The organism is Williamsia herbipolensis, assembly GCF_000964005.1.
GTDB lineage: Bacteria > Actinomycetota > Actinomycetes > Mycobacteriales > Mycobacteriaceae > Williamsia_A > Williamsia_A herbipolensis.
Genome location: NZ_JXYP01000003.1, coordinates 53,704 through 73,783, shown reverse-complemented (window position 1 = coordinate 73,783; position 20,080 = coordinate 53,704). Strand labels below are relative to the sequence as shown.

Sequence of the window (20,080 nt, the reverse complement as noted above, 5' to 3'; positions counted from 1 at the left end):
TGTCGAGGAATGTGTCGTCGGCCGAGATCGCCCGACGCCTCCGGCGAGGATAGTGGCCTCGCGCCCTCCCGAGCGCACCCGTCGGCCACGTTGTGGACAGCCTGTGACAGGCGAGATGGGTGAGGTTTCACACGGCCCTTGTGAGCTGTTCCGGGGTTACCGTGACGCATGTCCGCATCGCCGCAGGACCCCGCCACCCCGGCCGCCGGGGCCCCGCGCCGCGTCGTCATCGCCGGGGGCTCCGGCGCGCTCGGTCGCCGCATCTGCGGGGACCTGAGTGCTCGCGGCATCGAGGTCGTGGTGCTGACCCGTTCCCGCGACCCGCAGTGGCCGATCCGGCAGGTCCGGTGGGACGGCGAGACACCCGGCGAGTGGGTTCGCGAGCTCGATCGACCCGCGACCGCCCTGATCAACCTCGCCGGCAAGCTCGTCGACGTCCGGCCCACGGTGGCGAACATCGCCGAACTCACCCGCAGTCGCGTGGTGCCGACACGCGCCCTCGTCGCCGCGGCGGCCGAACTCTCCACGCCGCTCACCCACTGGGTGCAGGCGAGTACCACCGCGATCTGGGGCGACGCCGGCGAGACGTGGTGCACCGAGCAGACCCCGCTGCCCGATCCCGGGCTGCCGCAGATGACCGGTGTCGCCGCCCCGTGGGAGGCCGCCGCACACGGGGCGCGATGCGAGCATCAGACGATCCTGCGGACCTCGATCGTCCTCGACACCGGGGCCCCGGCGCTGAGGACGCTGTCTCGACTCACCCGCGTCGGGTTGGGCGGTCGGGTCGGCTCGGGGCAGCAGTGGTTCAGCTGGATCCACATCGACGACTGGTTGGCGATCGTGCGGGCCGCGCTCGGGCTCACGCCCGGTCTCGGGCTGCCCGACGGCGTGCTGGTCGCCGCCACCGATCAGCCCGTCCGCAACACCGACCTGATGGCCGCGCTGCGCCGACATCTGCACCGACCGCCCGCGCCGCCGACCCCGACGCCGTTGCTGCGTCTGGGGGCCGTGCTGCTGCGCAGCGATCCACTTCTGGGTCTCACCGGGCGCCGCGCACGGTCAGAGGTGCTCGCCGCGAGAGACTTCCGGTTCGCGTTCCCCGACCTCGACGGAGCGCTCACCGACCTGATCGGGTAGGTCCGACGCCGCCGATTTGAGATGTCTCATCGCCGTGCCTATAGTTGCGCCAACGGTCGCTTCGTGTGACCGTTCTCACTCCCTCGACGGCGACAGGAGCTTGGCGGTGGCGACACACACCCAGTCCGATCCCCATCGGTCGGCCGGTAGGCGCCACTCCTCCGCCTGGCACGAGGACACCGTCGACATCCGCGGCCGCTGTGTTGCGATCAGCATCAGCATCGCCGCACTCATCGTCGTCCTGGTGGCGCTCTTCCTCTTCTGATCCGACCCACCCGACCACGCGTCGGACTCGGTATCCCTGCACGTCACGCCGCATTTACCCTGTCGTCGAAACCTGAACCAGGGTTGAGGTGGAATCGTCGGCGACTGTTGCATTCACCCCGGCACTGCGTAAGGCTGGATACGGTAGAAGAACATCGCACGGGTATGGAACCCGAGGAGAGGAACAACGTGTCTGAATACACCTTGCCGGATCTGGACTACGACTACGCGGCACTGGAGCCGCACATCTCCGGCAGGATCATGGAGCTGCATCACAGCAAGCACCACGCCACCTACGTGAAGGGCGCGAACACCGCGCTCGAGAAGGCCGCGGCCGCGCGCGAGGACGGCACCATCGCCGACAAGGTCTTCCAGCTCTCGGCGAACCTGGCCTTCCATCTCGGTGGCCACACCAACCACTCGATCTTCTGGAAGAACCTGTCCCCCAACGGCGGCGACAAGCCCGAAGGTGACCTCGCGGCCGCGATCGACGATCAGTTCGGCGGCTTCGACAAGTTCCAGGCACACTTCACCGCCGCGGCGACCACGCTGCAGGGCAGCGGATGGGCGATCCTCGGCTTCGACACCATCGAGGGCAAGCTGGTCATCCAGCAGCTCACCGATCAGCACGGCAACACCTCGGTCGGCCTCATCCCGATCGTGATGCTCGACATGTGGGAGCACGCCTTCTACCTCGACTACCAGAACGTGAAGCCCGATTACGTCAAGGCGTGGTGGAACGTCGTCAACTGGGCCGACGCCGGCGAGCGTTTCGCCAAGGCGCAGAGCCAGGGCAAGGGACTCATCGTCGGGGCGTGAGCACCCCGGGGTGATCGCCCCCAGCAATACCGAGAAGGGCCATCGACGAGAGTCGGTGGCCCTCCTTGTGTCTCGGTCCTGCAAACATCCTGTAACGCTGCACTGCGCAGTACGCGCCAGCAGTTGTGGCGCCCTTCGCGGTCGGTGATGCTCGTGAGAAGTGACGCTCGGTGGTGGCGTCCGTCTGCGGTAGGAGGCCTCATGAGCGAGGACATCGGTCCGGCGAGGCGGTCCGCCGCGGGCATCCCCATCGGCCTCACCCCGTTCCATCGCGACGGCCGCCTCGGCGGCATGTTGATCTCCGGCCGTTGGCCCGACACCACCCTCGAATGGACCCAGACCCTCGTGGCCTCGGTGCGGATCGCGTGCCGGCCCGGCCTGCTGCAGACCACCACCATCTTCGGGGTGGTCGAGGACCGTCCCGACGAGTGCGAGCCGGGCACGGTGGGGATGATGCTCGCGATGGGCAGCGTCTTCAGCGACGACTTCATCGCGGTGCTCGCCCACGGCCGCGGCGACCGATCCGGCCTGCGTGGGCATCCGCCGGCCCTGGTGATGCTCCATCCGCCGTCGCAGACGCGACCGTCGCTGCCGGAGTGTTCGGAGGTCGCGTCGGGTTGCGTCCTGCTGCCGGGTGTCCCCGAACTGGGCCTCGAACACCGCGCGGGCTGGGCCGAGGCGGAGGCCGACGGAACGGTGGTGACGCTGCGCAACCAGGTCGGGGTCGACCCGAACTCCGACCCCGACACCGCCGTACTGGCGATGTTGCTGGCCGCCTGAACCGTCTCGCACGGGTCGCCGAAACCGCTCGGAAAGGGCCTCCGAACTGCGGTTATGAGGGTTGGGTAACTGTTGCTCGCCCGGCCGGACCCCTCTACCGTCACAGTCATGCTCTCCGCTCTGATGATCAGTTTCGGCGTCATCTTCGTCGCCGAACTCGGCGACAAGTCGCAGCTGATGGCGATGACCTACGCGATCCGCTACCGCTGGTGGGTCGTGCTGCTCGGCATCACCATCGCCACCACCGCCGTCCACCTCGTGTCGGTGGTCGTCGGCCACTACCTGGGGCTGTCGATCCCGTCGGACCTGATCACCATCGTCGGCGGTCTCGCCATGCTCGTCTTCGGGCTGTGGACCGTGCGCGGCGACGAACTCGACGACAACGAGTCGAGCCGCGCCGCCCGGACCGGGGCCTCGGTGATGTTCGCGGTCATGTCGTCGTTCTTCCTCGCCGAACTGGGCGACAAGACGATGCTGGCGACGATCACGCTGTCCACCGACCACAACTGGGTCGGGGTGTGGATCGGTTCGACCGTCGGCATGGTGGCCGCCGACGCGTTGGCGATCATCGTGGGTGCAGCGCTGGGGCGGAAGCTGCCGGAGCGCGCCATCTCCCTCGGTGCGGCCGTGCTGTTCTTCGGTTTCGCGATCTGGTTGCTCACCGAGGGCATCCTCGCCGCTGCCAGCACCACGATCGCCGTCAGCGCCATCAGCGCCGCCGTCGTGATCACCGTCATCGGGATCGGCGTCATCATCGCCACCCGCAGATCGCGGGCCGCCCGCGCTGCGACAGCGGAACCCGTTGTGGCGGAGGCTCCGTCAGGATCGAACGGGGACCACGCGTAAACCGCTGTGCACCGGCTCGTTCGACGGCCGGCTGTCGACGCCGTTCAGTGCCGAAGCCAGATCCGGCGGATCGACCGGTAGGCCCTGCTGCGCGCGGAGGACCTTGATCAGTTCCCCGACGATGAACACCGAGTCGCTCGAGAGGCCCGCGAGGCGGAACGCCGCGACCTGCACGCTCGAGTCGGCCTGGAGGCGCATGAGCTCGATCTGATCCCGGGTACGTTGCGCCGCACGGTCTTCGAGGAAGTAGTGCACGTCGACGCCGAACGCGGCGGCGATGCCCTCGACGGTGCGGAACGACGGCGACTTCGCCTTGCCCGACCGCAGCTGGCTCAGGTAGGACTCGCCGAGGCGGAATCCGCGCTCGGTCGACCGCGCCGCGATCGCCTTCGCGCTGTACGCTCGCCCGTTCGGGCCCGGCACGGTCCGGAACAGTTCCTCGAGCCGCCGGGCGAACAGACCCGCATCCGACGATTCGACCCCGTCGTCCGTCGAGTCGTCGCTCGTCGACACACCATCGTCCGGACGCGATGTGCCCGAAACAGATCCAGACATCTTTCCCCACCCCCACTGAGTTCAGTGAAATCGGTGCGGGACGTCACCAGATGGTTCTCACAATGATCCGCCCCCGCACAACCCTGCCGGTGGCGACCGTTTCCCCCGGTCACCGACATGGTCCCGCACAGGATATACGACAAGGTGGTCAAACGTGGACGTCGCGGCCCCGACGGGCCTCCCGACGATCGTCGACCCGAGGCGGCTAGAGGGCCGACCGGTGCGGGATCGCGTCCTTCGCGGCGGTGTCGATCCACTCCCGGAGCACCTTGGTGGCCCACACGTCGTCCTCGTTGTAGCGCAGGAGTCGTGCCCGCTGCCCCTCCGCGGAGTCGGTGGGATCGGGACCGGCGGGGTCGTCACGCCCCACCGCGACGCGGTACCAGTCCATCGACGCCTCGCCCCCGGCCTCGGGGTCGCGCCACGAGAAGCCCGCCACCGGGGCGATCTTCTTCAGTCCCTTGCCGTGGGGGCACACGAAGTTCGTGCCGACGGCCTCGTAGACATCGACCCACTCCGGGGAACCGATGAACTGCTCGATCTCCCCGATCGCGGGAACGCCGGGACGGCCCGCGAACCGCCGGGCCGAACCCAGCAGCCACCGGTTCTCGGCGGCTTGTGAATAGCAATAGGCGGCGAAGGTGTGACCGGCCTCGTGCGCGGCGGCACGCTCGTCCATCAGCCACGCCCAGAACTCCGCGAACGACCGGGCCTCGTCGTCGGTGGGCAGCGGGTCCCAGGTCACGAACGGGCGGTAGAGCACCTCGCGCGCGGGGTCGGTGCGATCGGTCAGCAGGGTGCCCCACAGGTAGGCGCCGTCCTCGCCGTACGACTCCATGTCGACATCGACCTCCACGTCGGCGCGCGCGACGACGGGCTCCTCGATGCGGCGGATCAGCGGTACCCCGGCCAACCAGGCCCGCGCAGAGGTCACTGCATCGGCGAGGTCGGCCCGACCGGGCCAGTCCGACGGCACCGGACCGTCGAACGCGGCGAGATCGTCGATGGTCAGCACTCCGACGGTCCGCAACGCGTCGACCTGCGATCCGTTGACCACGAGACTCACGTCGCGGGTGGCGGTCAGCTCGGGTTCGCACCGCACCCACCACGGGCACGTGCGGCACTCACCGACGCGGCTCGGCCCGGTCGTCAACTCCCCCGCGGCGATGGCCCCGCGGCGGGTGAGCAGGTCGTCGTAGCCCGCGAGGGTCTCGGTGAGGTCGTGGACGACGATGCAGTCGGCGTCGAGTCCGATCGAACCGCCGAGCCCGGTCGTCGACCCGACGCCGGCGTGGGCGAGCAGTCGGGTCAGGTGCGCCAGGCGCAGCAGGTCACGGCGATGGCGACGAACCGCGCGGGTCGGGTCGGGGGTGGGCGACCACGACCAGAGCGGGCTGGTCACCGGAGGTGCCGCCGGGGTGTCGCCCGAGCCCGGAGCCGCCTTCTTGGCGGGCGGTGCGGGCACGGTGACGCGGTGGTTGACCACGATCACGGGCACGTAGCCGTCGGCGACGCGCACGAGGAGCTCGGATCCCCCGCGGATCCCCGCGTCGGGATCGGCGGGCAGCGACGCGTTCCAGATCCACGCGACGTCGGCGGCGCAGGCCGCCATCGTCGCCGCCACGCGGTCACCACCATTGGAGCCCGCGACGCGCACCACCGCGCCGGGTTGATCGCTGTGCAGCCCCTCGAGCATCTCGGCGACCGTCTCGCGGTGAGCGGTGGCGGCCTCCTTGCGGCGGGTGACCGACGGATCCTCCGCCGACGGTTCGGCGGTGAGTGCGACGACACCCTTCTCCGGCGAGGACTCAGCAGAGGCAAGCGTGTCGGGTACCACGCCCGAGTCCAGCGCGAGGCGATGGTCACAGCCGCTGAGATCACGTGCCGAGAGGAGTCGACGGGCACGTCGCACGGCCACCCTGTCGTCCATCCGCACCCATCCCTTTCGCATGCCCCCGGAGTCACCCGCCGGCTTCCTCGCCCGCGCGAGGGCACCGCCCGTCGGCTGTGCGATGCTGGTGTGGCTGTTCTTCTACCGTAGTGCCGAGACATTTCTTCAACCGGGAGGATCCGATTCATGGGTCTGTTCACCTCGAGACGCAGCACGCGCGCGCAGAGGAAAGCCCAGGCCAAGGCCCTCAAGGCCAAGGCGAAGTTGGAGGCACGCCTCGATTCACGCGGAGTGGACCGGGATCGCAAGGCGCGCAGGCGCCAGGAGGCGAAGCTCACCAAGAAGACGCTGCGCGCCCAGCGCAAGTCCGACAAGGCCGTGGTGAAGGCCATCACCGACACGAACAAGGCGAGCGTGAAGGTGGCCAAGGCGAAGGCCGACGCCGCCGCCGCGGGTACCTCGCTGACCCCGCGCAAGGTCAAGCGCTACCTGTCGATCGCGAAGGTCGCCTCCCCCATCGTGGTGCCGCTGGCCTACCGCGGATCGGTGCTCGCCCGCGAGCAGCTCACCCGCTACCAGGCCGAGCGCGTCGGCGTCCCCGTCGACGAGATCAACCAGTACAGCGGCCACGGTGCCGCACTGTCGGCGCAGATCGCCGGGGCCAACCGGTCGCTGTCGACACTCGCGGGGACGCGTGACAACGACGCGGAGACGAAGACCTTCGTCTCGACGATGCAGTCGCGGCTCACCGACCTGACCGCGGCGACCGAGGCGGCCGAGCACATGCCGGCCCCGCGCCGTCGTGCCGCACACAAGGCGATCTCGACCGAACTGACCGCCATCAACGCCGATCTTCTGGCCCGCCTCGGGGTGCGTCCCTGAGCGGTGATCGCCGCGCCGTGAGCGCTCGTGTCGCCGGCGTCGTGTCGGTCCGGGGGGCCGCGGTCGCGGCGCTGATCCCCGCACTCGCCGTCGCCGCGCACGCGATCGCCTCCGGTTCCGCCCCCGGCCCGCTGGGTGTCGGTGCCGCGCTGCTCGTCGGTGTCGTCGCCGGCATCTTCGCCGGACCGCACTGCGGTCGTCTCGGGCTGCTCCTGGTCCTCTCCGCCGGTCAGGCGGTCGCCCACCTCGCCCTCTCGATGGGGATGTCGCACTCCGGCGCGATGTCCTCGGGTATGGCGTCCCCGCCCGACTCCCCGGGGCATCACCACGTGATGCCGTCCGGCGAGATGATGGGCGGCGCCGGTCACGCGACACACGGTTCCGCCGGCGGCGGATCGTCGATGCTGCTCGATCATCTCGCGGTACTCGCCCACCCCGGGTCGGCCGACGGCCTGCTCATGCTGCTGACGCACCTGGTGGCCATCCCCCTGTGCGTCGTGCTCGTCGCCCTCGCCGGCGCCGTGTCCGGGATGGCGACCGTCGTCGTCGCAGCCCTCACGACACCCATCACCGCACTCGCGCAGAGCGTCTCGACCGTCGTCACGGTCACGCTGCTCGTCATCGCCCGCCGCATCGATCGCGCCGCGGGCGCCGGGACACGCGGCCCTCCGGTCGTCGGCACGTTCGCCTGACACCGCCCACAGGGCATCGCACCGCCTGCCGGCATGAGAGCCGTCGCAGGCGGCACACCCACATCTCTTCTCAGTGAGGATCCATCTCAGTCATGACCATTCATCACATCTCCCGGCCTCGATCTCGCCGGCCCGGATCTCGTTTTCGCGGTCGAGTCCCGGTCGCCCTCGTCGCGACCGTCGCCACCCTCGGTCTGGGTGCGGCGCTCGCACCGGCCGCCGCTTCTGCGCACGTGACCGCCACCTCCCCCGGTCTCGCGCAGGGCGGCTACGGCGTCATCACGTTCAACGTGCCGAACGAGACCGACACGAACACCACCACGACCAGCCTGACCATCACCCTCCCGAACCTGAAATCGGCTCGACCGGAGGCGATCCCGGGATGGCAGGCCGCGGTGACCAAGGACCCCACCACCGACGAGGCCACCTCGGTCACGTGGACCACCACCCCCGGGGCGACCGGTGTGGCGCCCGGGCAGTTCCAGCGGTTCGTGCTCAGCGCCGGTCCGCTGCCCGAGAAGGAGTCGGTCACGTTCCCCGCGGTGCAGACCTATTCCGACGGTGAGCGGGTCGACTGGAACCAGGCCCCCAACGCCGACGGCTCCGAGCCCGAACATCCCGCACCCGAGATCGAGTTGGCGGCGAAGTCCGACGACCACCACGGGTCGGGCACCGCTGCCGGTGCCGAGGAGTGCTCGGACACCGACACCACCGCGCGCTGGCTCGGCGGCGCGGGCCTGGTCGTGGGCGTGATCGGTCTCGCCGCTGCCGGTGTCGCGTTCCGGCGACGGGCATGACCTCGTCCGTCGCGCGGCGGCTCGTCGGGGGCGCGCTCGCCGCGTTCCTCGTCGTGCTGGCGTCGATCGCGTTCGCCGGGCCGGCCTCGGCGCACTCCTCGCTGGTGTCCTCGGACCCGGCGCGCGGTGCGTCGGTGTCGGCGGGCCCGCAACGCGTGACGCTCACCTTCAACGAGGCGCTGCAGGACTCCTACGACACCCTGACCGTGGTGGGACCCGACCAGAACTTCTGGCAGCAGGGTGATGCGCAGGTCGTCGGGCAGCGGATCAGCATCGCTCTGCGCCCACTGGGTCCTGCGGGTGAGTACCGCATCAACTATCGCGTCACCTCGGCCGACGGTCACCCCGTCTCGGGGCAGGTGCCGTTCACGCTGACCACCGCGGGTACCGGTACGCCCGGTCCCTCGGCGGACGGTTCGGATTCCTCCGACGACTCGGGGATCCCGGTGTGGGTCTACGTGGTCGTCGTGGTGGTGGTCGTCGGCGTCGCCACGACGTTCGTGGTGCGACGACGCGCGCGTACCTGACCGACAGTTGTGACAACAGATGCGGTGCGTCGGAACCCGGCGCACCGCATCGTCGGTTGTGAGGGTCACCAAGGACGCGCGCCGCACCCGTCCATTTCGGCATGATGATCACCAACGTGAGGCACCCCCACCCACACCATCGCGTAGCAGGGAGCATTCGACGATGACCGAACCGGCCGCCGGCACCCCCGACGAACCCGAGAAGACGCCGGCGAAGAAGACACCTGCCAAGAAGGCCCCGGCGAAAAAAGCCCCGGCCAAGAAGGTGGCGGCCAAGAAGGCGCCCGCGAAGAAAGCGGCGGCGAAGAAAGCCCCCGCCAAGAAGGCCCCGGCGAAACGCGCGTCGACGTCGCCCGGAAGCCGGACACCGGCCAAGAAAGCGCCGCCGAAGTCATCGCCACACGACACCCCGCCGACCCCACCGGTCGCGACGCCCGAGCAGACACCACCGCCTGCGGTGCCGGCGCCCGCTGTGCCGACGCCCGACGCGGGAGACGAGACCGCTCGCTTCACGCAGCTGCGGCGTACCGCACCGACCGCGCTGTCGACACAGGATCCGATCAACCCCGTGCCGTATGTGGTCGCGGTGGGTGTGGTCGGTGTCGCCGTGGCCCTGCGGCGCCGGCGTCGCCGACGCCGCAGCGGCTGAGCGGGGACGACTCACACGGTCGGGTCAGCGACCGGGCAGGAACCTCAGCAGCTTCATCGAGGTCGGCACCACCTTGAGGAACAGCTTGCGCGGGACACCGCGGATGCCGTCGATGCCGATCACGCGTTGGGTGGCGATGGTTTGCGGCTCGGTGTACTTGAGCAGCCCCTCGGTGCCGTGGCGACGCCCGACACCGGAGACCCCCATGCCGCCCATCGGCGCGGCGGTGGAGCCCCATGCGGCGGCGTATCCCTCGTTCACGTTGACGGTGCCGACGCGCAGCTGAGCGCCGATGTCCCGCGCCTGGCCGGTGCTACCGGCGAAGACGCTGGCGTTGAGGCCGTAATCGGTGTCGTTGGCGAGCTTGATCGCCTCGTCCACCGAGTCGACCTCGTACACCGACACCAGCGGGCCGAAGGTCTCGGTCGCGAAGCACTCCATGTGCTCGTTGACGCCCTTGAGCACGGTCGGGGCGTAGAAGAACGGCCCCAATTCGTCGAGCTTCTTGCCGCCGGCGAGCACGGTGGCGCCCTTCGCGGTCGCGTCCTTGACGTGGGCGTCGATGACGTCGATCTGGGCCTGCGAGGCGAGTGAGCCCATGTCGGCGTCAAAGTCGTAGGCCGGCGCCACCTTCATCGAGGCGACCTTGGCGGCGAACTTGCGGGTGAACTCGTCGGCCACCGGCTTCTCGACGTACAGGCGCTCGATGGAGATGCACAGCTGGCCGGAGTTCGAGTAGCAGGCGCGGGCGGCGCCCTCGACGGCCTTGTCGACGTTGGCGCCCGAGGTCACGATCATCGGGTTCTTGCCGCCGAGTTCGGCGGAGAAGCCGATCAAGCGGCTGCCGGCCTGCTCGGCCAGCGTGGCGCCGGTGGCCGAGGAACCGGTGAACATGAGGTAGTCGGCGGTCTTCACCAGCGCCTGCCCCACGACACCGCCGGGGCCGGGCACCACGGCAAACAGTTCGGGTTCGAGGCCGGCCGCGTAGAGCAGTTCGGCGACCGCGAGCGCGCAGTACGGGGTCTGGCTGTCGGGCTTGATCACCACGCCGTTGCCCGCCATGAGCGCGGCGACGGCGTCCGACGCGGCGAGGGTGACCGGGTAGTTCCACGGCGAGATGACGCCGATGACGCCCTTCGGCTGATAGCGCACCCGCACGTCGGTGGCGCCGGGGATCATGCCCTTGACCTTCTTGGCGGCCAACGTCTTCGGGCCGGTCTTGGCATAGTGCCGCGCGGTGAGCGCGACGTCGATGACCTCTTCCTGTGCGTACGAACGGGCCTTGCCGGTCTCGGCCTGGGCCATGTCCATCAGCTCGGTGCGGCGGTCGAAGACCAGCGCGGCGAAGCGCAGCAGGAGGTCGGCGCGCTCCTTCGGCGACGTCGCGGCCCAGCGGGCCTGCGCGGCCCGGGCACGACGCACGGCCACCTCGAGGTCCTCGGCGGTGCCGATGGGGATGGTGGTCATCTCGGTGCCGGTGTAGGCCTCGAGTACTGACCGCGTGGGTCGGGCGTCGTACTGGTCGATGGCGACCAGTCGACGAAGACGGTCGAAGGTCGCGGTGTCCGGTCTCGCCATCGGGGCTCTTCTCCTCGCAAGCGGTGTGCCGATCTGACACACAATGTTGTCAGTGTAGGCGGTGGCTCGCGTCCCGCCCAGAGCTGATGTGGCTAGACGACGACGATGCCGTCGTCGTCGCTGTGCACGACGTCGCCGACCCGGAACGTGACGCCACCGAAGGCGACGTCGACATCGGCTTCGCCGGCACCGGTCTTGGTGGACTTGCGGGGATTGGTACCCAGCGCCTTGCACCCGAAATCCATCCCGCCGATGACGGCGGAGTCGCGGATCGCGCCGTGCACGATGACGCCGGCCCATCCGTTCGAGCGACCCAACTCGGCGATCAGGTCGCCCACGAGCGCCGTGTGCACCGACGCGCCACCGTCGACGACGAGGACCGCGCCGTCACCGGGCGTCCCCAACACCGATTTGAGCAGCGCGTTGTCCTCGTGGCAGCGCACGGTGCGGACCGGTCCGGAGAACTCACGACGCCCGCCGAACTGGCGGAACTGGGTGTCGCAGCTGCGGACGTCGGCGCCGATCTCGTCGACGAGGTCGGCGGTGGCCTGAAAAGTCGATTCGCTCACGGAGGATCAGCTTAGGTGCGGATCAGCTCACGTGACAGGGCCGGTCACGCGCAGGGCGATGCCACCGGCGGCGACCACGTCGCCGACCACGAGCTGCCGACCCCGTCGCGTCTCGACCTCGCCGTTGACGGTCACCTCACCGTCGGCGATCACCGTCTTCGCCTCCGCGCCGCTCTCGATCAGGTTCGCCAGTTTGAGGAACTGGCCCAGTCGGATCGAGTCGTCGGCGATCTCGACCTCGCCGGACACCTCTGCCATGTCACGCTCCTCGCCGCCGGTCGCCCACACCCGATGACGACACAGGTGTGCAGGTGACACCATGTCACCTGCCCCACTGTGACACCGACACCGTGGGACGCGCGACGTCGAGGGCACACGAGGCCGGAGAGGGGATCGCCTGCGATGACCGTCACCGCTTCCGCCGAGAAGCGTCTCGACCCGGTCGAACGGCGCGATCCGGTCGAGCGTTCTGCGCGGATCCTCGAGCGCATCCGCACCCCGTCGGGCAACGGTGGACGGGCACCGCGGTTCGCGGGCCGCGTCGTCGGCGTGCTGGCCGCCTTCGCCGTCGTCGGCAGTATCTCGGTCACCGTCCGCCACATCGTCGCGGTGCCGCGGGACTGGATCGACACCTACGTCATCTCCGCACCCGACACCAGCTTCGCGTGGGCGTTCGTGCTCGTCCTGCTCTCCGTCGCACTCTCGGCACGCAAGCGCGTCGCGTGGTGGGTGACGGTCGGCTACATCGTGTTGTTCGCCGGCACCAACAGCATCTATCTCGTCCCCGCCGTCGCCCGGGAGTACGAGGTGTCGACGGCCGGTCGGGTGGGTGTCGCGATCGGCCTCGCCATCGACATCGTCGTGCTCGGTTACCTGATCCTGCGGTATCGGCAGTTCTACACACGGGTGCGTCGCGGCGCACTGCTCACCGCGCTCGCGGTGTTGGCAGGCGGGTTGGTGGCCGCGACCCTGGTCGGGTGGGGCCTGGTCGAGGCGTTCCCCCGCGATCTCCAATCCGAGCAGCGCCTGCCCTACGCTTTCAACCGGGTCGTGACCTTCGCGTCGGTCGGCACGCGCACCTTCGACGGCAACCACACCTACACCGTCATCAACTCACTCCTCGGTCTCCTGGGTGCGCTCGCGCTCATCGCCGCCGCCGTCGTGCTGTTCCGCTCGCAGCGGCTCGCGGGGCTGATGACCCCGCCCGACGAGCGTCTGATCCGCGCGCTGATCACCGCCTACAACGACGACGACTCGTTGGCGTACTTCTCCACCCGCCGGGACAAGGCGGTGGTGTTCGCGCCGAACGGCCACGCCGCCATCACCTATCGCGTCGAGGTCGGTGTCGGGCTGGCCTCGGGCGATCCCATCGGCGATCCGCGGTTCTGGCCCGACGCCATCGCCGAGTTCTTCACCCTCTGCGACCGATACGGCTGGCATCCCGCCGCGATGGGCGCCAGTGAACGCGGCGCGACCGCCTACGCCGCGGCGGGGATGACCGCGCTCAACATCGGCGACGAGGCGGTGGTCGACGCCCGCACCTACCGCATCCACGGCCCCGACATGCGCGGTGTGCGACAGGCCGTCACCCGCACCCGTCGCGCCGGTGTCACCGTGCGGATCCGGCACCACGGCGACCTCAGCGAGGACGAGATGGCCGCGGTCATCGACCGCGCCGACCGGTGGCGCGACACCGAGGACGAGCGGGGCTTCGCCATGGCCCTGAGTCGACTCGGTGATCGACACGACGACCGGTGCCTGCTCGTCGAGGCCGTGATCGCCGGTGACGAGACGGATCCGACCGTTGAGGTCGTCGGGATGCTGTCGTTCGTGCCGTGGGGTCGCGCCGGCGCATCCCTCGACCTGATGCGCCGCGACCGCGATGCCGTGAACGGCGTGGTGGAGGCGATGGTGACCGAGTTCGCGCTCCGGGCAGGGGAATTCGGCGTCACCCGCATATCGCTGAACTTCGCGGCGTTCCGGTCGGTGTTCGAACGCGGCGGCGAGATCGGTGCCGGACCGGTGATGAAGGGGGCGCACGGCGTGCTCACCTTCGCCTCCCGGTTCGTCCAGATGGAATCGCTGTACCGCTCCAACGCCAAGTACCTGCCGCAGTGGGCCCCGCGGTTCCTGTGCAGCGAGGACGCGCGGTTCATCCTGCGCGCGGGCATCGCCGCGATCGTCACCGAGGGTTTCGTCACGATGCCCCACATTCGCCGGACCCGGATGGGGTCGCGGCGCCACGTGGGCACGACCCCCGCAATCCCCGCCGGACTCGACATCGACACCGTCATCGACGAGATCCACGCTGCGGCAGAGGCCTCGGTGACGGGACCGCGCAGACCCGAGCAGGTCCGGGTGCGCATGGCCAAGCTCGCCGCTCTCACCGCGACCGGCGTGGACGCCTATCCGGCCGCCCGGCCGCCGAGTCACACCGTGGCCGCCGCGCTGGCCGCCGAGTCGGGTCTGCCGGTCGAGATCGCCGGCCGAATCCTGCGGGCCCGCAATCTCGGTGGCGTGATCTTCGCCGACGTCCGCGATGCGTCGGGGTCGATGCAGGTCCTGTTCGACGCCGGCGAGCACGCGGGAGTCGCCCACCGATTCGCCGAGTTCGTCGATCTCGGCGATCTGGTGTCGGTGCGTGGACGTCGAGGGCGCAGCCGGTCGGGCGAGGAGTCGGTGCTGGCCGACGACTGGACGATGCTCGGCAAATGCCTGCACCCGTTGCCGGACAAGTGGAGTGGCCTCACCGACCCCGAAGCCCGGGTACGGCTACGACACGTCGAGCTCGCCGTCGACCCCTCGGCGGCCGACGCTCTGCGCACGCGGGCCCTGGCCGTGCGGGCCATCCGTGATCACCTCGTCGCCCAGGGCTTCCTCGAGGTGGAGACACCCATCCTGCAGCGGGTGCACGGCGGGGCGAACGCCGAGCCGTTCCGTACGCACATCAACGCCTACGACCTCGACCTCTACCTGCGCATCGCGCCGGAGCTCTACCTGAAGAGACTGTGCGTCGGCGGGATCGAGCGGGTCTTCGAGATCGGTCGCAACTTCCGCAACGAGGGCGTCGACAGCACGCACAATCCCGAGTTCACCAGTCTCGAAGCATATCTCGCGCACGGCGACCACATGACGATGCTGCATCTGACCCGTTCACTGATCCAGGCCGCGGCCATCGCGGCCCACGGTGCGGCCGTCGCCATGCGGCCCGGCCCCGATGGCGCGATGACGGCGGTCGACATCTCCGGCGACTGGCCGATCCGGACGGTGCACGGCGCGGTGTCGGACGCAGTGGGTGCGCCGGTCACCCCGGACACCGATGCGGCTCGGCTGCGCGAGATCTGTGACAGTCTGGCGATACTCCACCGACCCGAGTGGGATGCGGGTCAGCTGGTGCTCGAGCTCTACGAGCACCTCGTCGAGGATCGGACCACCATGCCGACGTTCTACGTCGATTTCCCCACGTCGGTGTCGCCGCTGACGCGCTCGGATCCCGACCGCCCCGAGGTGGCGCAGCGATGGGATCTCGTCGCCTGGGGGGTCGAACTGGGTACGGCCTACAGCGAACTCACCGACCCCGTGGAGCAACGGGCGCGCCTGACCGCACAGTCCGACCGCGCGGCCGGGGGCGACCGTGAGGCCATGGAGGTCGACGAGGACTTCCTCGACGCCCTCGAGTACGCGATGCCGCCGACCGGGGGTCTGGGGATCGGCGTCGACCGCGTGGTGATGCTGCTGACCGGCAAGTCGATCCGCGAGACCCTCGCCTTCCCGTTGGCCAAACCCCGGTGACCGAGGAGCTGCCCGGGCAGCTGATCGACATCGATGGTCGCTCCACACATGTGATCATCGAGGGCTCGGGCCCGCCTGTGGTGTTGCTGGCGGCGTTGGGCAGCAACTGGTTCGATCTCGATCAGCTCGCCTTCGCGCTGTCGCCGTCGTTCACGGTCATCCGTTTCGACCGGCCCGGGTACGGCGCCAGCGAGGCACTCCCCCGCGACACGTGGCCCACGTTGGTCGGCGAGGTCGGCAGGATCTCGAGCGTCCTCGACGCCCTCGCGATCGACGAACCCGTGCTGATCGCCGCGCACTCGATGTCGTCGATGTACGCCGAGGCGTTCGCCCGCGAACACCCCGATCGCACGGCCGGTGTGCTCATGATCGACGGCACGTTCGTGATGTTCCCGTGGCGCGTGCTGCCGACTGCTCTGCGCGTGCGCAACTGTCACCGCGCCGTGGCCGTGGCCGACCTCCTGCGACTGCCGCAGCTGCTCGGCGCCGCGGCGCACGATTCGGTCTTCCCCACCCCTCCGACCGGTTACACGGCGGCGCAACGGTTCTGGGTCCGTCAGGTGTTCAGCCGATCGGACATGTTGCTGGCCACCCTCGTCGAGAACGCCGCGTTCCCCTCCATCAACATGGATCTCATCGACCTGCGCCGGCGCGACGGCGGAACGGTGCGTGCGGCGGTGACCGTGCTCGCCGCACTACCGGCGGCGGGGCTGTGGCTGCGCTGGTGGCGGTGGCGACACCGTCGTTACGCGCAGATCCTCGGTGGCGTGTACGAGGAGATCAGCCCGGCGAACCACCTCGTCGTCGCCCAGCATCCGGCCGACACGGCGTTCTACATCGAGCGCCTCGCCCGCCGCGCCGGGCATCTCCCCACCCCGCCCCGCCAGTTGGGCACGTAAACCCACCGGTTGGGCACGTAAAGACCGCAAGTGGGCAGTGGATTCGACCTGCGGCTGCGTCAGAGACCGAATGCGCGCATGTCGGCCGCGGTGACCATCCGCTCGCCGTCCTCGGGCCACCGACGAGCCAGACGGTGCCGGGTGAACAGGCCGCCGGGGCGTCCCGCGAAAATGTGGGTGGGTCGGGCAGTACGTCCGTGATGAATGTTCGTGGTGAGCTTCACGAAGGATCACATCCCTGGTTCCGAGAGGTCCGACACCCGTCGACCCGAGCACCGGTGTGACAGATGTTACTCATGTGACTATCGCAATGTGACCTAAGACACGCGCGACTCTGACGTTCGGCCTGTGGATAACCACCGGGCAGCACGCCGACGCAGAACGTTCGTACGGTAGGTTGACGACGTTCTCGACGCCGACGGGGCGTCGACCACATCCTCGGGGAGATCCAATCACCATGCGTACGCGCTTTCGCTCACTCGTCGCCGCCGTCGCGGTCACCGCTGCCGCCCTCACCGGAGGTGCGCTGGCTGCTGCTCCTGCATCTGCCGCACCACCGAAGGACATCCCCAAGTTGTCGGTGTACAGCGACAACATCGGGGCCTTCGGCGACCACGACTTCTGTCGCGGCGCCTTCAACGTTCGCCTCAGCTCTCCGAAACGTGGAGTCACCCGCGTCACGCTGACCTCCTTCGGTTTCACCGGCAACGGCGTCGGCTGGGCGAAGAATCCCAAGTGCAAGCTCCTGATCGGGACCAACTTCACGAGCGCAATAGCTTTCAACCGGGAGGACTTCTTCCCCGTCGTGTTCGGTACCAAGCGCGGCGAGAAGGTCACCCATGACATCGCAACCGGGTCGGGCCTGGTCCAACTCGGCCTGGTGCCGTATGCGGCGAACAGCCCGGTACGGGTCTTCCAGGGTTACGGCTCCGGCTACTACTACATCGCGCCCTAGGGTCCTAACGACCCCGCCACACAGGGGCGCGCTTCTCGACGAAGGCGGTGACGCCTTCGATGGTGTCCTGGCTGATGATGAGTTCGTCCATCGCCGTCGTCGGATGAGCCGCCGCGACAACGGGATCGCTGATGCCCTGGGTCTCGGTGATGCCGATCAGTGAGGCGCGCACCGACGTCGGCGAGGACGCGAGAACCTCCGACGCCAGTTCGCGGGCGGCGTCCATCACGGTGCCCTCGGGTGCGACGCGGCAGACCACGCCGCGCTCGAGGGCCTCGGCGGCGGGCATGCGACGTCCGGTCAGGATCATCTCCATGGCGATCGACCGCCCGAGCAGACGGGGCAGTCGCACCAGCCCGCCGGCCAGCGCCGCGAGTCCGACCTTCACCTCGGGCAACGAGAACGTCGCGCGCTCGTCGGCCACGATCATGTGGCAGGCGAGCGCGATCTCGAACCCGCCGCCGAGCGCGTGGCCATTGACCGCCGCGATCACGGGCTTGGTGAGATCGGGGCGGCTGGTCAGCCCGGCGAACCCGTTCTTGGGAACCGAGAACATCGCGCCCGACGCCGTCGCCGCGAGATCGTTGCCCGACGAGAACGCCTTGTCGCCGGCACCGGTCAGGATCGCGACCCACAGATCGGGATCGGCGAGATAGGCGTCGAAGATCTCGTCGAGCTCGGCGTTCGTCGCGGCATCGAGGGCATTGCGCGCCTGCGGCCGATTGATCGTGACCTCGAGCAGGTGCCCGTCACGCCGGACGAGAACACCGCTGTAATCGTCCCGAAAGCCTGCCGCGCGAACGGGATTCAACGCATCCATGGTTGCGACATCGAGACTCGCCCGATTGCCGTCGGCGAACGACCGTGCGACCACCGGCGTCCCGATCGGCTGATCGGTGTCGGTCAGGTGCGCCATCATCGCCTCGTCGGACCGGTGCACGGTCGAGATGAAGCGCGCGCCCTGCCCGCCGTCGGCGCCGAGCAGCCGACCGATCACGATCGCCGACGTCGGCCCTCGCTTGCCGTAGGACACCGTGAACGTCTCGATGACCGCGGGCCCGTCGGCACGATCGACGATCGCGACATCGGCGACGGCATCGAGGCGTGCCTGGACTCGCGCGCTGTGAGACGCCGCCCACGGCGCCGGGGTGGTCGAATAGATGCCAGTCGAATACTTGCTCAGCACACCACCGTTGGCACCGACGAGCCCGTAGGAGCCGGGCTCGGCGCGCACACGATCGACGACCTCGACGATCGCGTGCATCGAATAGTTGTTGCCGGGCCCGCCGAAGTAGGGCAACCCGCCGGTCACGGTGAGCCCGCGCGGGTCATCCGGTGCGAGACCGAGGCCGTCGCACACCGCCGACACCGCGACGGGGAAGCAGCTGTAGAGATCCATGGCGGCCACGTCGTCGAGACCGATTCCCGCCACCTCGAGCGCGGAGGAGACCGACGCCGCAGCCGCCGGTGCGGAACCGATGTCGGGCCGGTCGAGCAGGCGCTTCTCGCGGAGGTCGGCATGCCCGTGGAGGAAGACCCAGCGGTCGGAGGGGATCCCGAGCTCGCGGGCGCGACTCACCGACATCAGGACGACAGCCGCGGCCTGGTTCACCTGATCGCGCGCGATCATCAGACGCGGGAACGGATCGGTGACCTGCCGGTTGGAATCGTCCACCGACGCGATCTCCTCGGCAGTGCGTTCGACCGGTGACGCCGCGTGCGGATTCTTCGCCGCGACAGTGGTCATCGGCGCGAACAGCTCGGCCATCGATCGTGTGTAGGTTGCGCGATCGGTACCGAGCCGCGCACGACGCGCGTTCTCGATCACCGAGTACTGCAGCACGGGCACCATCAGTCCGTGGCGGACCTCGGCGACGGTGGTGATGCCGCGGAGTCCGAATCCTCGGTCCTCGAGGCGCGCATCGGCCGCCGCGTCGTCGGGCTCGTTCCAATCGGGCCGGGTCGCCTCGGGGTCGGAGGTGATCGCACGGACCGTGGATATGACCTCGGCCCCCACGATCACCGCGGCCTCGGTCTCCCCTGCCGCGATCGCGCCGGCGAGTTCGGTGAGCAGGTGCTGCGGACTCTGCCCGCCGACCACCTCGGCGATGAGTCGTCGGGCATCGACACCCACCCGTCGCGCGATGGCGCCCGGCATGTTCGCCGGACGTCCCAGCTGCGATGACGACAGCGGGCTCGACACCTCGAACGATCGGATGGCTCCGAGGGTGTCGATGGCGCTCGCCACCTCGTCCCGCGCGCAACCGGTGTCGTCGAACGCTGCGCGGACCGAGTCCGCGGCGAGGTCGGCTTCGGATCGAGCGCGGTATTCGGGCTCGCCGAGCCGCTCGGAAACCTGACCCACCCCCACGATGACCGGCGTGGATGGATCCAGATCGGTGAGACTACTCATGACTGAATAGTCTCACACGGCCTCGGCGCATGCGA

At 69.3% G+C, this 20,080-nt stretch carries 20 protein-coding genes; 13 read left to right on the top strand and 7 right to left on the bottom strand.

The window, feature by feature from the left end; translation table 11 throughout:
• Positions 1 to 168: 168 nt before the first annotated feature.
• From TU34_RS00940 to TU34_RS00925, 5 genes are all read left to right on the top strand, one after another.
• Entirely contained in the window at positions 169 to 1,137 is a 969-nt protein-coding gene (locus tag TU34_RS00940) for an epimerase (RefSeq protein ID WP_045820959.1), read from the top strand.
• Between the two features lie 106 nt (positions 1,138 to 1,243).
• Positions 1,244 to 1,402 (top strand): hypothetical protein, encoded by a 159-nt coding sequence (locus tag TU34_RS23800; protein ID WP_160298490.1) that lies wholly within the window; start codon positions 1,244 to 1,246, stop codon positions 1,400 to 1,402.
• Between the two features lie 188 nt (positions 1,403 to 1,590).
• Positions 1,591 to 2,220, top strand: coding sequence for a superoxide dismutase (locus tag TU34_RS00935; protein ID WP_045821001.1), 630 nt, complete (start codon positions 1,591 to 1,593; stop codon positions 2,218 to 2,220).
• A gap of 201 nt (positions 2,221 to 2,421) precedes the next feature.
• Positions 2,422 to 3,000 (top strand): hypothetical protein, encoded by a 579-nt coding sequence (locus tag TU34_RS00930; protein ID WP_045820958.1) that lies wholly within the window; start codon positions 2,422 to 2,424, stop codon positions 2,998 to 3,000.
• A gap of 108 nt (positions 3,001 to 3,108) precedes the next feature.
• Positions 3,109 to 3,846, top strand: a complete 738-nt coding sequence (locus TU34_RS00925) for a TMEM165/GDT1 family protein (protein ID WP_045820957.1) — start codon at positions 3,109 to 3,111, stop codon at positions 3,844 to 3,846.
• On the opposite strand, the gene TU34_RS00920 is transcribed toward TU34_RS00925, so the two are convergent.
• Complete coding sequence (locus TU34_RS00920) at positions 3,820 to 4,401, bottom strand: helix-turn-helix transcriptional regulator (RefSeq protein ID WP_045820956.1); 582 nt, start codon at positions 4,399 to 4,401, stop codon at positions 3,820 to 3,822. The two genes, TU34_RS00925 and TU34_RS00920, sit on opposite strands and share 27 nt — an antisense overlap.
• 205 nt (positions 4,402 to 4,606) lie before the next feature.
• Positions 4,607 to 6,331 (bottom strand): TM0106 family RecB-like putative nuclease, encoded by a 1,725-nt coding sequence (locus tag TU34_RS00915; RefSeq protein ID WP_045820955.1) that lies wholly within the window; start codon positions 6,329 to 6,331, stop codon positions 4,607 to 4,609.
• Positions 6,332 to 6,478: 147 nt separating this feature from the next.
• Between TU34_RS00915 and TU34_RS00910 the strand changes: the two genes are divergently transcribed.
• The 5 genes from TU34_RS00910 to TU34_RS24055 all read left to right on the top strand — a co-directional run bounded on the left by TU34_RS00910 (position 6,479) and on the right by TU34_RS24055 (position 9,839).
• The gene (locus TU34_RS00910; protein WP_045820954.1) at positions 6,479 to 7,174 is read left to right on the top strand and encodes a DUF6474 family protein; all 696 of its coding nucleotides are present in this window, start codon (positions 6,479 to 6,481) and stop codon (positions 7,172 to 7,174) included.
• A 17-nt stretch (positions 7,175 to 7,191) separates the two neighbouring features.
• The gene (locus TU34_RS22130; protein ID WP_052688563.1) at positions 7,192 to 7,866 is read left to right on the top strand and encodes a hypothetical protein; all 675 of its coding nucleotides are present in this window, start codon (positions 7,192 to 7,194) and stop codon (positions 7,864 to 7,866) included.
• A 92-nt stretch (positions 7,867 to 7,958) separates the two neighbouring features.
• Positions 7,959 to 8,663, top strand: a complete 705-nt coding sequence (locus TU34_RS00900) for a YcnI family protein (protein WP_082079722.1) — start codon at positions 7,959 to 7,961, stop codon at positions 8,661 to 8,663.
• Positions 8,660 to 9,190: a copper resistance CopC family protein gene (locus tag TU34_RS00895; protein ID WP_045820953.1), complete on the top strand. Its 531-nt coding sequence runs from the start codon at positions 8,660 to 8,662 to the stop codon at positions 9,188 to 9,190. The genes TU34_RS00900 and TU34_RS00895 overlap by 4 nt, the downstream gene beginning before the upstream one ends.
• A 163-nt stretch (positions 9,191 to 9,353) precedes the next feature.
• Entirely contained in the window at positions 9,354 to 9,839 is a 486-nt protein-coding gene (locus TU34_RS24055) for a hypothetical protein (protein ID WP_045820952.1), read from the top strand.
• Between the two features lie 24 nt (positions 9,840 to 9,863).
• On the opposite strand, the gene TU34_RS00885 is transcribed toward TU34_RS24055, so the two are convergent.
• The 3 genes from TU34_RS00885 to TU34_RS00875 form a co-directional block, all read right to left on the bottom strand.
• Entirely contained in the window at positions 9,864 to 11,417 is a 1,554-nt protein-coding gene (locus TU34_RS00885) for a succinic semialdehyde dehydrogenase (protein WP_045820951.1), read from the bottom strand.
• A 92-nt stretch (positions 11,418 to 11,509) separates the two neighbouring features.
• A complete protein-coding gene (gene rraA, locus TU34_RS00880; protein WP_045820950.1) occupies positions 11,510 to 11,986 on the bottom strand; it encodes a ribonuclease E activity regulator RraA in 477 nt (158 codons plus the stop codon).
• Positions 11,987 to 12,013: 27 nt separating this feature from the next.
• A complete protein-coding gene (locus tag TU34_RS00875; RefSeq protein WP_045820998.1) occupies positions 12,014 to 12,244 on the bottom strand; it encodes an RNA-binding S4 domain-containing protein in 231 nt (76 codons plus the stop codon).
• 144 nt (positions 12,245 to 12,388) lie between these two features.
• Here TU34_RS00875 and lysX point away from each other — a divergent pair, with 144 nt between their 5' ends.
• Together lysX and TU34_RS00865 are read left to right on the top strand one after the other, a co-directional pair.
• Positions 12,389 to 15,778: a bifunctional lysylphosphatidylglycerol synthetase/lysine--tRNA ligase LysX gene (gene lysX, locus TU34_RS00870; protein WP_045820949.1), complete on the top strand. Its 3,390-nt coding sequence runs from the start codon at positions 12,389 to 12,391 to the stop codon at positions 15,776 to 15,778.
• Complete coding sequence (locus TU34_RS00865; protein ID WP_045820948.1) at positions 15,775 to 16,677, top strand: alpha/beta fold hydrolase; 903 nt, start codon at positions 15,775 to 15,777, stop codon at positions 16,675 to 16,677. The genes lysX and TU34_RS00865 overlap by 4 nt, the downstream gene beginning before the upstream one ends.
• Positions 16,678 to 16,736: 59 nt before the next feature.
• Here the strand turns inward: TU34_RS00865 and TU34_RS23795 are convergent, their stop codons facing one another.
• Positions 16,737 to 16,901, bottom strand: coding sequence for a hypothetical protein (locus TU34_RS23795; RefSeq protein WP_160298489.1), 165 nt, complete (start codon positions 16,899 to 16,901; stop codon positions 16,737 to 16,739).
• Positions 16,902 to 17,134: 233 nt separating this feature from the next.
• On the opposite strand from TU34_RS23795, the gene TU34_RS00860 reads away from it, so the two are divergent.
• Positions 17,135 to 17,632 (top strand): hypothetical protein, encoded by a 498-nt coding sequence (locus TU34_RS00860; protein WP_045820947.1) that lies wholly within the window; start codon positions 17,135 to 17,137, stop codon positions 17,630 to 17,632.
• A 4-nt stretch (positions 17,633 to 17,636) separates the two neighbouring features.
• Here TU34_RS00860 and TU34_RS00855 read toward each other — a convergent pair whose 3' ends face one another.
• Positions 17,637 to 20,045, bottom strand: a complete 2,409-nt coding sequence (locus TU34_RS00855; RefSeq protein ID WP_045820946.1) for an acetyl-CoA acetyltransferase — start codon at positions 20,043 to 20,045, stop codon at positions 17,637 to 17,639.
• Positions 20,046 to 20,080 lie beyond the last annotated feature (35 nt).

Coding starts and splice junctions, on each gene's coding strand:
- TU34_RS00940 (WP_045820959.1), top strand. CDS start 169: ATGTCCGCATCGCCGCAGGACCCCGCCACCCCGGCCGCCGGGGCCCCG.
- TU34_RS00875 (WP_045820998.1), bottom strand. CDS start 12,244: ATGGCAGAGGTGTCCGGCGAGGTCGAGATCGCCGACGACTCGATCCGA.
- TU34_RS00860 (WP_045820947.1), top strand. CDS start 17,135: ATGCGTACGCGCTTTCGCTCACTCGTCGCCGCCGTCGCGGTCACCGCT.
- TU34_RS00920 (WP_045820956.1), bottom strand. CDS start 4,401: ATGTCTGGATCTGTTTCGGGCACATCGCGTCCGGACGATGGTGTGTCG.
- TU34_RS00930 (WP_045820958.1), top strand. CDS start 2,422: ATGAGCGAGGACATCGGTCCGGCGAGGCGGTCCGCCGCGGGCATCCCC.
- TU34_RS00925 (WP_045820957.1), top strand. CDS start 3,109: ATGCTCTCCGCTCTGATGATCAGTTTCGGCGTCATCTTCGTCGCCGAA.
- TU34_RS00915 (WP_045820955.1), bottom strand. CDS start 6,331: ATGGACGACAGGGTGGCCGTGCGACGTGCCCGTCGACTCCTCTCGGCA.
- lysX (WP_045820949.1), top strand. CDS start 12,389: ATGACCGTCACCGCTTCCGCCGAGAAGCGTCTCGACCCGGTCGAACGG.
- TU34_RS00885 (WP_045820951.1), bottom strand. CDS start 11,417: ATGGCGAGACCGGACACCGCGACCTTCGACCGTCTTCGTCGACTGGTC.
- TU34_RS00855 (WP_045820946.1), bottom strand. CDS start 20,045: ATGAGTAGTCTCACCGATCTGGATCCATCCACGCCGGTCATCGTGGGG.
- TU34_RS24055 (WP_045820952.1), top strand. CDS start 9,354: ATGACCGAACCGGCCGCCGGCACCCCCGACGAACCCGAGAAGACGCCG.
- TU34_RS00895 (WP_045820953.1), top strand. CDS start 8,660: ATGACCTCGTCCGTCGCGCGGCGGCTCGTCGGGGGCGCGCTCGCCGCG.
- TU34_RS00900 (WP_082079722.1), top strand. CDS start 7,959: ATGACCATTCATCACATCTCCCGGCCTCGATCTCGCCGGCCCGGATCT.
- TU34_RS00910 (WP_045820954.1), top strand. CDS start 6,479: ATGGGTCTGTTCACCTCGAGACGCAGCACGCGCGCGCAGAGGAAAGCC.